Origin of the sequence: Blastopirellula marina (genome assembly GCF_002967715.1) — a bacterium.
Taxonomy (GTDB): domain Bacteria; phylum Planctomycetota; class Planctomycetia; order Pirellulales; family Pirellulaceae; genus Bremerella; species Bremerella marina_B.
Window position 1 is genome coordinate 167,311 of sequence record NZ_PUIA01000085.1, and the last position, 14,377, is coordinate 181,687.

The 14,377-nt window shown below is 58.1% G+C and carries 11 protein-coding genes; 9 read left to right on the plus strand and 2 right to left on the minus strand.

Going from position 1 to position 14,377, the window contains the following annotated elements:
* Positions 1-229 precede the first annotated feature (229 nt).
* Positions 230-2,911 carry a DUF1592 domain-containing protein gene (locus C5Y96_RS25600; protein ID WP_233199132.1) on the plus strand — a complete coding sequence of 894 codons (2,682 nt, stop codon included), beginning with the start codon at positions 230-232 and terminating at the stop codon, positions 2,909-2,911.
* 39 nt (positions 2,912-2,950) lie between these two features.
* Positions 2,951-4,354: a DUF1552 domain-containing protein gene (locus C5Y96_RS25605; RefSeq protein WP_105359346.1), complete on the plus strand. Its 1,404-nt coding sequence runs from the start codon at positions 2,951-2,953 to the stop codon at positions 4,352-4,354.
* On the opposite strand, the gene C5Y96_RS25610 is transcribed toward C5Y96_RS25605, so the two are convergent.
* Together C5Y96_RS25610 and C5Y96_RS25615 are read right to left on the minus strand one after the other, a co-directional pair.
* Positions 4,351-5,637, minus strand: a complete 1,287-nt coding sequence (locus tag C5Y96_RS25610) for a PQQ-binding-like beta-propeller repeat protein (RefSeq protein ID WP_233199134.1) — start codon at positions 5,635-5,637, stop codon at positions 4,351-4,353. The genes C5Y96_RS25605 and C5Y96_RS25610 overlap by 4 nt on opposite strands.
* Before the next feature lie 545 nt (positions 5,638-6,182).
* Entirely contained in the window at positions 6,183-7,145 is a 963-nt protein-coding gene (locus C5Y96_RS25615; protein WP_146115811.1) for a hypothetical protein, read from the minus strand.
* A 351-nt stretch (positions 7,146-7,496) separates the two neighbouring features.
* On the opposite strand from C5Y96_RS25615, the gene C5Y96_RS25620 reads away from it, so the two are divergent.
* The 7 genes from C5Y96_RS25620 to C5Y96_RS25650 all read left to right on the plus strand — a co-directional run bounded on the left by C5Y96_RS25620 (position 7,497) and on the right by C5Y96_RS25650 (position 14,376).
* A complete protein-coding gene (locus C5Y96_RS25620) occupies positions 7,497-7,820 on the plus strand; it encodes an ArsR/SmtB family transcription factor (protein WP_105359482.1) in 324 nt (107 codons plus the stop codon).
* A 41-nt stretch (positions 7,821-7,861) separates the two neighbouring features.
* Positions 7,862-8,779, plus strand: a complete 918-nt coding sequence (locus C5Y96_RS25625; RefSeq protein ID WP_105359354.1) for a sulfurtransferase — start codon at positions 7,862-7,864, stop codon at positions 8,777-8,779.
* 68 nt (positions 8,780-8,847) lie between these two features.
* On the plus strand, positions 8,848-9,717 hold the full coding sequence (locus C5Y96_RS25630) for a phosphate ABC transporter substrate-binding protein (protein ID WP_105359356.1): 870 nt from the start codon (positions 8,848-8,850) through the stop codon (positions 9,715-9,717).
* Positions 9,704-10,555, plus strand: coding sequence for a phosphate ABC transporter permease subunit PstC (gene pstC, locus C5Y96_RS25635; protein ID WP_105359358.1), 852 nt, complete (start codon positions 9,704-9,706; stop codon positions 10,553-10,555). The genes C5Y96_RS25630 and pstC overlap by 14 nt, the downstream gene beginning before the upstream one ends.
* Positions 10,542-11,438, plus strand: a complete 897-nt coding sequence (gene pstA, locus C5Y96_RS25640) for a phosphate ABC transporter permease PstA (RefSeq protein ID WP_105359359.1) — start codon at positions 10,542-10,544, stop codon at positions 11,436-11,438. The genes pstC and pstA overlap by 14 nt, the downstream gene beginning before the upstream one ends.
* Positions 11,435-12,193 (plus strand): phosphate ABC transporter ATP-binding protein, encoded by a 759-nt coding sequence (locus tag C5Y96_RS25645; RefSeq protein WP_105359360.1) that lies wholly within the window; start codon positions 11,435-11,437, stop codon positions 12,191-12,193. Before pstA ends, C5Y96_RS25645 begins: the two co-directional genes overlap by 4 nt.
* A 92-nt stretch (positions 12,194-12,285) precedes the next feature.
* On the plus strand, positions 12,286-14,376 hold the full coding sequence (locus tag C5Y96_RS25650; RefSeq protein WP_105359361.1) for a protoglobin domain-containing protein: 2,091 nt from the start codon (positions 12,286-12,288) through the stop codon (positions 14,374-14,376).
* Position 14,377: the final 1 nt, after the last annotated feature.

Below are 14,377 nucleotides of genomic sequence, written 5' to 3' on the forward strand. Positions count from 1 at the left end.
CTTCCTTCTGCCGAGAAAACACCCTGGCCCCGTGGTGAAACAGGCTCAAGTGGTAAATTGCCATGAAATTTAGCGGCAGATTTCCGTATCAATGCGCGTACTATTTGTGGTATCAATGGTATTACCTCAAACGCCATTGAAGGCCCCCACCGCAACTTCCCTGCCCCCCCACGTCCGCCGTCAGCCCCCTAGCCGACAGCTCCTGCCGTTATCCTTCAATTGTTGCCCGATGTCGAAGACCTTCCATCGAACCTGCTTGCTGCCATCTGCGCTGTTCGCAACCGCTATGCTGTTTTTGCTGGCTGGCCAGGTTGTCGCTGAGGACCTGAGCCTATCCGAGCTGAAGCGCACCGGCCTGACGCGATCGCGTTTCCATGCCGCCGCCAAGCCGCTGGCCACCGCCGATCATCCCCCCGAGGCCGATCTCGAGACCTTCAAGTCGAAGATCGAGCCGCTGCTTAAGCAGTACTGCTACGACTGCCACGGACCCGATACCAAGGAAGGGAACGTGCAGGTTTCGGCGCTCGATCCCGACCTGCTTCGCGGTAAGGATACCGACTGGTGGACCGAAGTCTTCGCCGCCGTTACCAAAGGGGAAATGCCGCCGCCCGACGAATACGAAATGGGAGACGCCGAGCGTCGCCAGATCGTCAACTGGTTGTCGAGCGAATTGGAAGCGGCGTCTGTTTTGCGTCGCCAGGCTGGCTCTCACTCGGCCTTCCGTCGGCTGACTCGATACGAATACAACTACGCCCTGCAAGACTTGCTCGGCTTGCCGTGGGACTTCGCCAAAGACCTGCCGCCGGAACCACATTCGGAAGAAGGCTTCGAGAACAGCTCGGAACTGCTGCATCTTTCTGTTTCGCAGTTTGAAACCTACCATCGGCTCGCTCGCCAGGCACTCGACCGTGCGACTGTCTCAGGCGAACGACCGACGCCGGTGTACTGGGGTATCGCCATGGAGCAGGCCGCCCAGCGCGAATGGAAAGAGCAAGATGCCCAGATCAACAAAGCCAAAGAGGAACACGCCGAAGATCCTCAGAAGCTGCAAACCGAACTCGCCAAGCTGGAAGCCAATTTCCACCAGCCCCACGCGACGGCCTACTACAAGCAGCTTTCGACTGGACGAACAGCCAAAGCCCAGTGGGCTTACTATGGTGCCAAATATGCTTTTGCCCCAACCGATACCAGGCCCCAGTTTCCCGATAGCCATGACTGCGTGGCGATCTTGCCGGCCAATCGTCGCCAGAACCTGATCGTCGAGCTTGGCAACCAACTGCCCGACGAAGGAACGATGCGGGTAACCGTTCGGGCTTCTCGTACCAACAACGATACCCCGGGCTACCCGAGCTTGCAGTTGTTGTTCGGCTGGCAAGCCAGTAACGAAGGGCGAGCACTCCTTCGCGTAAGTGACCAGGACGTTCCGGTCACGGCAAGTGCCGACGCTCCGCAGCTGATTCAATGGGACGTTCCGCTGGGTGAAATCTACCCGCGTAATTCGGTCCGCAAGACATCCCCAATGGGTACGACGCCGAGTCCTTCCGAGTACATCCGCATCGCCAACAGCGGCGCGTCGGCTGGAGACGTTCAAATCGATTTCGTGATGGTTGAAGCCCCGGTGTACGATCAGTGGCCGCCACCATCACACACGAACATCTTCTTCGAGAGTGAACAATCCGGTGACGAACTCGCCTATGCTCGTGAAATTCTAAAGCGGTTCATGTCTCGTGCCTGGCGACGTGTTCCCAGCGAAGACGAACTTGCCCGCAAGCTGAAGCTTTTCGAGACGATGCGGGCACAGTCCGATCACTTCGAAGAAGCGGTGATCGAAGTGCTGGCCACCATCCTTTCGTCGCCACAGTTCCTCTACGTGGCCCAGTCACCGCCGCAGGACGAGGCGACCAAGCAAGCGGCAATTGACAACTATGCCCTGGCATCGCGTCTGGCCCTTTTCCTGTGGTGCAGTCTGCCGGACGAGCAACTGTTGGCACTGGCGGAAAGTGGCCAACTGGCCGACGACAAGGTCCTGGCTGCCCAGGTCGAGCGGATGCTCGACGATCCGCGAAGCGAGCGGCTTTCCAAGCATTTCGTGCATCAATGGTTGAACCTGGAACTGCTGGGATTCGTTAACTTCAAGCAGATCGATCCGCTGCTCAAGGAAGCGATGCAGCACGAGCCGGTGGCCTTGTTCGACGAAGTCCTCGATCAGAACGCCAGCGTGCTCGACTTCCTGCACTCCGATTACACGATGGTCAACCAGCGGCTGGCTCAGCACTATGGCCTGGGCGAAGTGCATGGCAACCACTTCCGACGTATTGAACTAAAGGACGACTTCCGGCAAGGGGGCTTGCTCACACAGCCGGGCGTGCTGGCGATGAACTCCGACTTCCCCGACTCGCATCCGCTGAAGCGAGCTGTGTGGCTGTTGGAATGCCTGCTGGCCGATCCCCCTCCGCCACCTCCACCAGCGGTCCCGCAAATTGACCTGGCCGATCCTGAGATTGCGAAGATGACGCTCAAGGAACGCATCGAGAATCATCGCAACCACGCGGCATGCAAGTCGTGCCACGTGAAGATCGACCCGTGGGGCATCGCGTTCGAGAACTACGACGCACTCGGTAAATGGCGCGACAACATTCGCGGCAAACCGGTCGATGCTTCCAGCGAACTGTTCAACGGCGAAACGCTGAGCGGCATGGATGGTCTGAAACGATTCCTGCTGGAAAACCGCCAAGATCAGTTCATACAAGCCACCGTCCAGAAGCTGGCCACGTTCGCCCTGGGACGTCCACTGGGCTTTGAAGACCGGGCCGATGTCGATGCGATCACCGCCCAGGTACGCAGCGAAGGGGACGGTCTTCGCACAATGATTCACACGATTGTCCAAAGCGACTTGTTCAAGTCACCGTAGTATTAAGACGAAGCAAGCCTTACTCGAAAGTCACGAGACATGGGATTGAATTTTCGTAGCCTTGATCGAAGACGATTCTTACGCGGTAGTGGTGTTGCGCTGGCCCTGCCGCTGTTTGGTTCGCTTCTTCCCTCGGCGGCCTTCGGAGAGCCGACCCCCAACAACCCCAAGCGATTGGGCTGTTTCTATTTTCCTGACGGCGTGCCGATGCCGCTGCCGGAAGATCCTTCGTATCAGGACTGGGCCTGGTTTCCGCATGGCGATGGGAAGGAGTTCACCTTCACCAAATGCATGCAGCCGCTTGAGCCGTTGAAATCGGAACTGACAATCCTCTCAGGCTTCTCGCACCCACGTTCGCGTGACGTGCACGGGCACAACAACGCCGACCAGTTCCTGACCGCGGCCCCGACCGGTGGCGGCGATCGCGAGTATGCCAACACGATTTCGCTCGATCAGGAATACGTGAAGTACGTCGGCGATCAAACACGCATCGCTTCGCTGGTGATGTCGACCGATGGCGGAACCGGCACGGCCCGTGGGACGCATACGATTTCGTTCGATCGCAACGGACGCCCCATTCCTGCCGAGCATCGCCCCAAGCAGATCTTCGACATGCTGTTCGTGAAACGCAACGGCGACTCGGCCAGGCGGCTGGCCCTGAGCCAGAGCGCACTCGACGAGATGCTGGCCGATGCCAACACGCTCAAGAAATCTCTTTCAACGCATGATCGTCATCGCCTCGACGAGTACCTCGACTCGGTGCGTCAGGCCGAGATCAAGGTCGACAAAGCGAAGCAGTGGCTCAACGTGCCGCTGCCGACGGTCGATGGCGATCAGTTCAACCTGGAACTCACCACCGATCAGCCGCGTGAATACCTGCAGACGATGTTCGACCTGATTTACTTGGCCTTCAAAACCGATTCGACCCGGGTGGCCACCTATCAGATCGGCCGCGAAAACGGGGTCGGCCGTAGCGATCATCTCGCACGTGCCGTGGGCTTTAACCTGGCCCATCAGCTTTCGCACGAAACGAAGAACCCTGACGGCTGGAAGAACTTTGGCATCTACTGCCAGTTCCTCAACGAAGAGTTCGGACGCTTCGTGGGCAAGTTGAAAGAGACGCCTGAGCCGGCTGGCACCGGCAGCATGCTCGACAACACGCTGCTGCTGATGGGCTCGGCTTCGAGTGCATTCCACCTTTCCCGCAACTACCCGCTGATCCTCGCTGGTGGCAAGCAAATGGGCGTGAAACACGGCCAGTATATCAACCACGCCGGAATGAATTTCCAAGGTGGGCCGTGGCTCGGCAAGGGTGAACCGTGGCAAGACAAAGCCAAGGGAGTCGATATTCCCCTTTCCAACTTGTTCGCCACGATGCTGCAGCGGCTGGGTACCGGTGCCGACAGCTTCGCCGACAGCACCGGAACGATCGCCGAGATTTAATCGGCGATGCGGTAAAGGGCTTTCTCGGTTCGCAGCAGGATGTCGCTACCAATCACGCCGAGGCTCGACAGGGCACGCTCGGCGAGGTCGTTCTCGGCAACCGCTTCGTACTGGTCGCCTGGCTTCACAATGGTCGATTTGCCAGCTTCGTCGAGCAGATAGATCAGCCCGCCTGCGTAAAGCAGCGACGACGAGAAGTTTCCTCCGACACGTTCTTTCCACAGCACTTCGCCGCTCTTGCCGTCGAGGCACGAGAGAATGCCGTTGTCGGAAACCATATAAACGGAAGTTCCCACCGCGACCAGCGAAGGATTCAGGGGGACATTCCGATCGACGATGAACGCTACGTTCGACTCGGTGACGTCCCCTTGGCCATCGGGTCGAATAGCCACAAGCGTCGCCTTGTCGTAGCCGGTGCACACATAGACCAGGCCATTGGCATAGATCGGCCGCGGAACCACCGAGTATCCTTTGCCATAGCCGGCGCGCCAGATCTCTTTTCCGTCGCTCGGATCGACCGCCATTACCGTGCCGCTACCGGCCGAGATCAGTTGCGTCTGGCCGTCAACTTCAATCAACAGTGGCGTGCTGAAGGAAAAGTACTTGGGAATGTCAGCGACGTTGCGTTCAGTTTTCCAGGCCAGCTCTCCGGTCGTCTTATCGAGAGCGATGATGGCCTGCATGTCGGAGCCGTCGATGCTGAAGATCAGATTGCTGCCCCAGATCACCGGCGAGCCACCGTTGCCGTGCGTGGGCTTGTAGCTCAGCTCTTGCGTGCTCCAGACGATCGAGCCATCCTTCTGCCGCAGGCAAGCGGTTCCCATGTGACCGTAGTGGACGTAGACGAATTCCCCTTCGAGGTACGGCGTGGGACTGGCGTGGCTATTCTTGCCGTGGATCTTCGGGGCCGTCTCGCCCACTTGCAGGAAGACTTCGACGTCCCAGAGGATTTTGCCGGTATCGGCGGCCAGGCAAAGCGTTCGCAGCGAGTGATCTGGCTTCTTGTCCTCGCTCTGGGCAACGGCAGTCGTCAGGAAAATTCGATCTCCCGAGACCACCGGCGAAGACCACCCCAGCCCAGGTACTTCCTGCCGCCAGGCGATGTTCTTCTCGGGACCCCACTCGGTTGGCAGGGTCACGTTCGCGGCAATTCCCTCCCCCGTAGGCCCGCGAAACTGAAACCAATCGGACTGCGCCGCAGCGTCACTGGCCAGCAGCAGCACCATGGGCAACAGCAAAAAGAATCGCGACGAGAAACAGGAGAGCAGGCGGTTAGTTTTCATAGGGGTCTGTCAGTCGAGGTGAGCCAATAAAGTAGTGTTGAGCAGACCTCTTAATTTAGCTGAGCGCATAGGGGAATGACACACGATTTTCGTGATTAGTGTGCAGGGAATATTTCGTGGTGAAAACCAAGCAAATGATGACCGCGCAGCACAAATCCGATCCCCTCGCCCCGGCGGGGAGAGAGTGAGGGTGTGTTTCGCCAGCAGGCATTCCAATAGAAAACGTCGGACGCGAACAGCGCAGCCAGTCGCACCCGGCACAACGCTAACCCGCGGCCTTTGAGATGAAGATTGTCCATTATGGCAACGCCATGTGCGCGCGCAATCTTCTTCTCGCCAGCCCCAAAGGGGCGACCGTTCATAGACAGGGGTGGAACCCCCTGGAAAGCGATCTCATTAAACACATCTTAAGCCCTGAAAGGGCGGCCGAACCGGTGCGCGCACACTCGGCCGCCCCCTTGGGGCTTAGGACTCGATGTTGGTGGCACGGGTACCAGGGGCTGCCGCCCCTGGCTATTAGCGGTCGCTCCGTTGGAGCTGACATGTCATGGCGGGCCGCGTTCGTTGGCGTGAGGCGTTTCGTGTTTAAACTCGACGGTCGGCTCGTCGATCGGCTTGGCAGATGACGCGTGAACCAACTCGCCAGATGAAACGTTGCTCAACGTTTCGGACGACACACCAGACGACTCCCCGGGTGCCACACCCAAGTCTGCTTGGGCGTGCGGAGCGCCGGTTGGCAGTTCATGCGTATCCAATGTCGGGACGTTCGCATTCGCTTCACTTAGCAAACGTGTTGCCGTTAGCGCTGGTTGTCGTGGTTGCGTTTTGAAGGGCTGGAGCTCCGGGTTCAACTCGAACAACTCTTGCTCCAACCGATCCAGCTCGGCCTGCTTCGCGCAGATCTCTCCCTGCAGTTGCCGGTCCAGCTTCTGCAATCGGTAATACGTCCACGCATAGAGCCGCGCCAGCTCGTACGTCCACGCTTCTTCGGGCGGGCGTTTCATGCGCCGCAGTTGCCATTCCCGTTCGCGCGTGTTGTCGTCGCGTTCACGCGGTGCTCGGTACGCAGGGGGTTTCCGCGGTTTCTTGGCCTGGGGAACGATCCAGGGAGGTCGCATGTCGGGGAACTGATGGGCCGCGACTTCGGGGTCGATCGGTTCGACGAGCGGGTCGGCCCGGTACGTTAGCCGGTTGGGGTCTGGCACGTAGACGAACGGTTCCGGCGGCGGTTCTTCCGGTTTGTGATCGCCCCGTTCTTCGGCTTCTTGCCGGGCAATCATTTCTTCCAACGCCGCGCACGTTCGCCGTGGGTCCCCTTTGGGGGAGACGCGGACCTGGTTGGCCTGCTGGAAGATGGTCATCTCTTCGATCGGTCGATCGGGGATGACCATGAGCACCTCACCACAGCAGGGGCAGATGATGCGGTTCCCATCGCGCACGGCAACCTGCGGAGTCTGGCTGTGGTGGCCAGCTCCGTGTGTTTCAGGTTGGGGGTCGGAATGGGACATTTTTCTTTTGGGTTGAGTGAAAACGGTGTTCGCACGCCCAAGCAGACTTGGGCGTGGCACCCGGGGAGTCGCGTGAGACTCGCGGGTTCCCCCTAAGATATGTGAACATGCGTATACATGTCAAATGTTTGGGGGAGATTTTTTGGAAGAGTTTTTTGCCGGTCTTATCCGCGTAAGTCTGCGTGATCCGTGGTTGTCTTTTTCTTTGAGAACTTGGGAGCTGGTACTTGGTTCGCCCCTCATGCTGGCCTTCTCCCGGCGGGGTGAAAAGGTAAGAAATCCTTGACTTGGCGGCTTGGCAATGATTGAATGATCATTCAATTGAAAATTCACTCACTTGGCGCGAGTACGATGAAACCTGCATTGAATATTCTTGATCAGCTTGAGGGGGAAGAGATTTCGTGTGCCAGCGTGTTGAAGGTTCTGGCGGACGAAACACGGTTAGCCGTCGTCGAGCAATTGCTGGACGGGCCGAAGACGGTCTCCCAGATCAACGAGGTGCTAGGGGTCGAGCCGACCTTGCTGTCGCACCATCTTAAGGCGCTGCGCGAAGCACAACTGGTTGTCGGTACCCGCGAAGGTCGCTACGTATCGTACTCACTGGCTCAAGCGCTGTTGAACCGTCGTAAAGGACGTGCCCTGGACCTGGGCTGCTGTACCCTTTCGTTTTCGTAGGCCACTTCCCTCCTTGTAGATTCCCACCTTTGGACTGCCCCATGAAACGCTTCGTGTATATCCTGTTGTCGTTTGCCTTGCTGGCGAATGTTTCCTCGACTTATGGCCAGATCGGAGTCATTTCGCCCCAGGAGGCCAATGCCCAGATCAATATCCAGTCGGATAAAACGCAGCGACCGGTCGTGCTGGATACGCGCGGTGGATACAAAGATTATTTCCGCGCTCATGTGCCAACGGCTCATCACATCAATTTTGGTACGTTGCGCGGAACCGATCACGGCGTGCCGGTGCAGTACCTGCCAGACGACCTGACTGCTGCCCTTCTACGCCGAGCCGGGGTCGACAAGGACCGCATGCATTTGATCTACGCGACCGGGGACGTGCTGCCCAACGACGAAGTTCTTAGCGCGACCATGGTTGCCTACGTGCTAGAGAAGTTCGGTATTACGAACATTCAGATCGTCGACGGCGGGCTGGCGCATTGGCAGAAGCTGAACCTGCCGACCACGCAAGAATATTTTGGCAACCCCAGCGGCGAACTGCCGACTTCCATGAACAACGACATTGGTATCGACGTTGTCGAGCTGCTCAAGCGGAAGGACCAGCCTGGGACGGTTCTGGTCGATGCGCGGCCTCATAACGAATACATCGGCGAAGACGATATCTGGCTGCGCAAGGGACATATCCCCGGAGCGATCAGCTTTCATTGGGCACGCTTGATGGAGCAAGACAACACACACAAGTTCCTGCCTTACGAGCGTGTTAAAGAGCAACTGGAAGCGGCCGGCCTGACGGCTGACCAAGAGATTATTGTCTACTGTGGGACATCGCGCGAAGGGAGCCTGCTTCGCTTCTATCTGAAGCACGTGGCCAAGTACCCTAACGTCCGCTTGTATGAAGGCTCGTGGAAAGAATACGCATCGCTCAAGCAGTACCCCACGGAAACAACGCCGAACTAGCGGACGTTTTCTGAAAGAGCATTGCCACCCACGGCTGGCTCACCCTTTCCCCTGGAAGGCCTTCCTGCATGAAATCGACTTGCGTTATTCCCCTTTTCGCTGCTCTCTTACTTTCCGTGGCTGGCTGTCGCGGTACCTCCACGGCCGAGACTACCCCAGCTAATGGCGATGCGCTCGCTGGCAGGCTTTCGTTAACGGGTTCCAGCACGGTGGCTCCATTGGTAACCGAGATCGCCAAGCGCTACGAGCAACTCCATCCGCAGGTTCGCATCGACGTTCAGACAGGCGGCACCGGAAAGGGGATCACCGATACGCGGATCGGTACGGCTGACATCGGCATGGGGAGCCGTCCCTTGAAAGCGGACGAAGCGGACCTGGTTCCTTACCAAATTGCGGCCGATGGTGTGGGATTGATCGTGCATGCCGAGAATCCGATTCGCGAACTTACCGCCGAGCAGATCATCGACATCTACACCGACAAGATCCAAAACTGGAAAGAGGTTGGCGGCGAAGACCAGCCGATCACGGTCGTGCACAAAGCAGAAGGACGGGCCACGCTCGAGGTCTTTCTGCAGCACTTTGCGATCGACAATCCGACGATTCAAGCGGATGTAATCGTCGGCGAGAACCAGCACGCGATCAAAACAGTAGCCGGTGGGAAATGGGCAATCGGTTACGTCTCGATAGGTACCGCTGAGGCCGATATCGAAGCAGGCGTGCCGATTCGCTTGCTGCCGCTGGACGGTGTCGCGGCAAGTACCCCGAACGTGGCCAGTGGCGAGTTTCCTATGAGCCGTCCATTGAGCCTGATCACGACACGTTCTCCTGCGGCGCTCGCAAAAAGCTTCATTGAGTACTGCCAGTCGGCGGAGGTCCACGACCTGGTGAAATCTCAGTACTTCGTGCCGGTGGCAAGTGAGACCGATGCCCAGAAGTGATTTGCCGCTGAAGCTTGTGTGCCGCACGCTGGCCGTCGGCTCGGCGACGATTGTGCTGTTGATTCTCGGTTTCCTGGTGCGTGAGTCGTGGCCGGCGTTTCAGTCATTGGGTTTCGCTCGCTTCTTCTCCGACGACGGCTGGCACCCGGTTTCCGGGCAGTTCGGTCTGATGCCGATGATCGCGGCGACAATTATTACGAGCCTGGGGGGGATCGTTCTGGCGGCACCGCTGGGGATTGCCTCGGCGGTGTTCGTTCAGTTCTATGCCCCTAGCGTGCTAGTTCCGTGGCATCGGCGGTTAGTCGAACTGCTGGCCGGCATTCCTTCGGTCGTGTTTGGGCTATGGGGACTGGTGGTTGTTGCGCCGCTAGTGGCTGGGCTAGGAGGTAGTGGGCAGAACTTGCTGACGGCCTCGATCATTCTGGGCCTGATGATCTTGCCGACGATCGCATTGCTTAGCGATTCCGCGATTGGCTCGGTACCGCGTGTCTGGACCCAAGGAGCGGCAGCGTTGGGGCTACAGCGTTCGGCCATCGTCGCGCAAGTTGTGCTGCCGGCCGCAGGGCGCGGTATCAGCGCGGCACTTGTCTTGGCGATCACGCGGGCCTTGGGGGAAACGATGGCAGTACTGATGGTGGCTGGCAATGTAGTGCAGATGCCAACGTCGCTGCTTTCGCCAGGGCGAACGCTAAACGCGAATATCGCCTTGGAACTGGGGTATGCCTCGGCCGATCATCGGTCGGTGCTGTTTGTCAGCGGGCTGATGTTGATGCTGATCGTGGGCGTGCTGGTGGTTGCCATCTCGCGCCGCGGAGGAACTTCGTATGCCCGTCGATAACACCGTGGCGACAACCAGGAAAAGCCAGCAACATCACCGGCGCGAGTTCGTAGTGACGGCCGGCGTATGGTTGGCCGCTGGGCTGGTGGCAGCGGTTCTGGTGTGGATCCTCGGCGATATTGCCGTGCGTGGGATTTCGCAAATTGACTTGGGTTTTCTCACGCACGACGTCGAAGACGCTGGCAGGTCTGGAGGGATCGGTCCGATTCTTGTTTCGACGGGACTACTGCTGGTGGTCACGTTGTCGATCGCGATTCCCCTTTCGCTGGCCACTGCCATCGAACTTACCGAAGGGGTATCACACGACCGCTTTCTGGTACACAACGTTCGCCGCTGCCTGGACGTGCTGGCCGGAGTGCCGTCGATCGTGTTTGGTTTGTTTGGCAATGCGTTGTTTGTTGTCACTTTAGGAATGGGCTATTCGATTCTGTCTGGCAGTTTGACGCTGGCCTGCATGATTCTTCCGCTGTTGATACGCACGTTCGAACAAGCGATTGTCGCGGTTCCGGCCGAGTACCGCTACGCCGCGGCCGCTCTGGGGCTTGGTCGAACGGCAACCTTGGTAAGAGTGACTCTGCCATCCGCCGCGCCGGCACTTATGGCAGGCATTGTGCTGAGCACCGGCCGGGCTTTGGCGGAAACAGCCGCGTTGATCTTCACTGCCGGGTATGTTGCTCGCATGCCGGAATCGCTGTTGGATTCAGGACGCACGATGAGCGTGCATATTTTCGACATGGCGATGAACGTACCCGGGGGAAGTTCCAGGGCGTACGCGACGGCCTGCGTGCTGGTCGTGCTGCTATTGGTGATCAACGTGAGTGTCGGTTGGTTGCTGCGTATGGCAGGCCTATCGAGCCGATCGCGCTACGGAGCAGGCCGATGATCTCGACCGAGAACCTCTCGATTTCATACCACGGCCGCACGGTGTTGCGGGGAGTGACCATTGATGCGAAGCCTGGCCAAGTGTTAGCCCTGGTGGGACCCTCCGGTTGCGGTAAGAGCAGCCTGCTGACGGCACTGAACCAGATGACCGAGATCATCCCCGGGGCGGGCGTTCAAGGAAAGATCGCGTTCGATGGCCGGCCGATCAATCAGGCATTCGCTTCTACGGCCCAACTGCGGCAGCACGTCGGGATGATCTTTCAGAAGCCGAACCCATTTCCGATGTCGATTCGCCGGAATATCGAACTGGCTTTGCGGGAACATGGGGAGCGAAACCGGGAGATCCTGGCACAGATTACTGAGACAGTACTGAAGGACGTGGGTTTGTGGGACGAAGTATGCGATCGGCTGGACCACTCGGCGCTTGAGCTTTCCGGCGGACAGCAACAGCGGCTGTGCATTGCCAGGGCGTTGGCGTTGAAGCCGCAGGTAGTGCTGATGGACGAGCCGTGCAGCGCGCTCGATCCGATTTCGGCGGAACGTGTCGAGCAGTTGATTCAGTCGATGCGTGGGGACTACACGGTGATTATCGTCACGCACAACCTGGCCCAGGCCCGGCGGCTGGCCGACCAGGTGGCCGTTTTCTGGGTGCAGGATGGAGTTGGTCAGGTGATTGAACAGGGAGAAACCGAACAACTGTTCGCTCGCCCTGAAACCGAGATTGCCCGCGGTTATCTTTCCGGGCAACGTGGCTAATGTCGAATTGCGTGGCCTGCTAAGATAACAGGTGCTGAAAGCCACGCCGAAACTCGTTTTCCGACCTAGCCGAGCCACACAGATCAGCCACCATGGAATCTAGCCCACGTTTGCCTGCGTGTAGCGGGATGAACTTCGACCAGTACGTTGGACTTCGCTTCGAAGAGTTCAAGCGGTATATCGCCTGGACCTCGGAGGATGATGCCTGCTCCCCGTTGCTTTTGGAACTATTGCAGCCTCATTTCGATCGCATCGTCTCTGATTTTTATCAAGAGATCCTCAATCATCCCGCCGCGCTGCGGGTGATCACAGGGGGAGCGTCACAGATCGAACGGTTGAAGGTGAGCCTGCACGAGTGGCTGGCCGAGGCGTTGCTGGCCGAGCACAATGCCGACTACCTGGAGAAGAAGTGGCGTATTGGCCGAAAGCATGTCGACATTGGTCTCGACCAGATTTATGTCAACGCGGCGTTTGCCCGCATTCGGGGGCAACTGGGAAGCGTGCTGGAGAATCTTGAAGATTTGCCCGCCGCGCAGCGGGAACTGCTTCAGCGGTCGCTCAATAAGCGATTAGACCTGGAGTTGGCGGTGGTGTCAGACTCGTACTGCAAGGAGTATCAGTCTCGGCAGATTCCGGTCAATCATGCGCGGCTAGGGCAACAGAAGCGGCTGGCACTACTCAGCCGCGATGCGCTCGCCGGGGCCTCGCTCGACGTGCTATACGATCAGGCGATCGCCTATTTAACGGAATCGCTTCAGGCAGACTACTGCGAACTGCTGAAATACGATCCCGAGCGTAACACATTTATCTTGCGTTCCGCATCAGGCTGGCCCAAGCCATTGCTGGGCAAGTCACTAGATGATTTGGATGTCGGATCGTATTTCGACGTGATGCTATCGAGCAAAGAGACGATCGAAGTCGACGATCATGATTTGCAGACCGAACTGGAATATCCTCCCCTGTTTCAGCAACACCGCATCGTCAGCAGCATTCAGGTCACGATTCGTAATGAAAATGAAATTTACGGCATCCTGGGGGTTCATTTTAAACAGCAGCGCCAGTTTCAGGCTTCTGACCATGACTTTCTGGTTTCGCTGGCCAATATTCTTTCCAACGCCATCCATCGCAAAGGGATCGAGAATCAGCAGCGACAAAGCGAGTATCAACTGCGGAGGCTGATCGACCGGTTGCCGGCCGGGGCGGTGTACGTGGTCAACAATATGCTGCAGGTCAACCAGGCAGTAGAAACGATGACCGGTTACTCGCGCGACGAGCTCAGTTCGCTCGATGCATGGAAGAAGATGCTGGTCGAACCGGAAGCGGACGAAGCGTCGACACGATCGCCCGAACCATCGATCGGGAAGATTCAGCAGTCAGAATTTCGCATCCAGCGTGCCGATCAAGAACTGCGCACGATCGCGAAGCTCAAATTCGAGTCGGCGATCGACGAGATATGGCTGCTGCACGATATCACCGATTCCGAAGACCAGCGGCGTCAACAGCTTCAGGCCGAACGGCTAGCGGCCATTGGTCAGATGATTACCGGTATCGCGCACGAAAGCCGGAACGCGCTGCAGCGGATTCAGGCCTGTACCGAGATGCTGGAATTGGAATTCACGCCTGATTCGCAGGAAATGAAACTGATTGGGCGATTGCAGCAAGCCCAGGACGACCTGCAATGGCTGTTTGACGAAGTCCGCAATTATGCGGCCCCAATTGCCCTCGAGACCCGCCAGATCGATCTGATTGCCATTTGCCGCAAGGCCTGGGAGCAGACCGAACCACTGAGAAGAGACCGCGATGCGGCGCTCGAAATCACGGGAGCAGAGGGTTTCACTCTTCAAGGAGACGAATTTCGCCTGATTCAGGTATTTCGCAATCTTTTAGACAATTCGCTGGCCGCATCGAGCGATCCGGTACGAATTCGCGCAGAAATTGAGATCCACGAGCCCGCGGGGGTGGTGATAACCCTCACAGATAACGGTCCTGGTTTCGACGAAACGATCGCTCGGCGGATGCTCGACCCCTTTTTCACCACCAAAACCAAAGGATCTGGTTTAGGCATGGCAATTGCTTCGCGAATCGTTGAAGCCCACGGCGGCACCATCTCACCGGTCAGCCAGCCAGGTAGGGGGGCCAAGTTTATTGTTTCCTTGGCGGCGATCGGAAATCAGCCGCACTAGA

Bases quoted from the DNA above. Each gene is read 5' to 3' on its own strand.
- pstC (WP_105359358.1), top strand. From the start codon at position 9,704: ATGCCCAGAAGTGATTTGCCGCTGAAGCTTGTGTGCCGCACGCTGGCC.
- C5Y96_RS25605 (WP_105359346.1), top strand. From the start codon at position 2,951: ATGGGATTGAATTTTCGTAGCCTTGATCGAAGACGATTCTTACGCGGT.
- C5Y96_RS25625 (WP_105359354.1), top strand. From the start codon at position 7,862: ATGAAACGCTTCGTGTATATCCTGTTGTCGTTTGCCTTGCTGGCGAAT.
- C5Y96_RS25620 (WP_105359482.1), top strand. From the start codon at position 7,497: ATGAAACCTGCATTGAATATTCTTGATCAGCTTGAGGGGGAAGAGATT.
- C5Y96_RS25610 (WP_233199134.1), bottom strand. From the start codon at position 5,637: ATGAAAACTAACCGCCTGCTCTCCTGTTTCTCGTCGCGATTCTTTTTG.
- C5Y96_RS25630 (WP_105359356.1), top strand. From the start codon at position 8,848: ATGAAATCGACTTGCGTTATTCCCCTTTTCGCTGCTCTCTTACTTTCC.
- C5Y96_RS25645 (WP_105359360.1), top strand. From the start codon at position 11,435: ATGATCTCGACCGAGAACCTCTCGATTTCATACCACGGCCGCACGGTG.
- C5Y96_RS25615 (WP_146115811.1), bottom strand. From the start codon at position 7,145: ATGTCCCATTCCGACCCCCAACCTGAAACACACGGAGCTGGCCACCAC.
- pstA (WP_105359359.1), top strand. From the start codon at position 10,542: ATGCCCGTCGATAACACCGTGGCGACAACCAGGAAAAGCCAGCAACAT.
- C5Y96_RS25600 (WP_233199132.1), top strand. From the start codon at position 230: ATGTCGAAGACCTTCCATCGAACCTGCTTGCTGCCATCTGCGCTGTTC.
- C5Y96_RS25650 (WP_105359361.1), top strand. From the start codon at position 12,286: ATGGAATCTAGCCCACGTTTGCCTGCGTGTAGCGGGATGAACTTCGAC.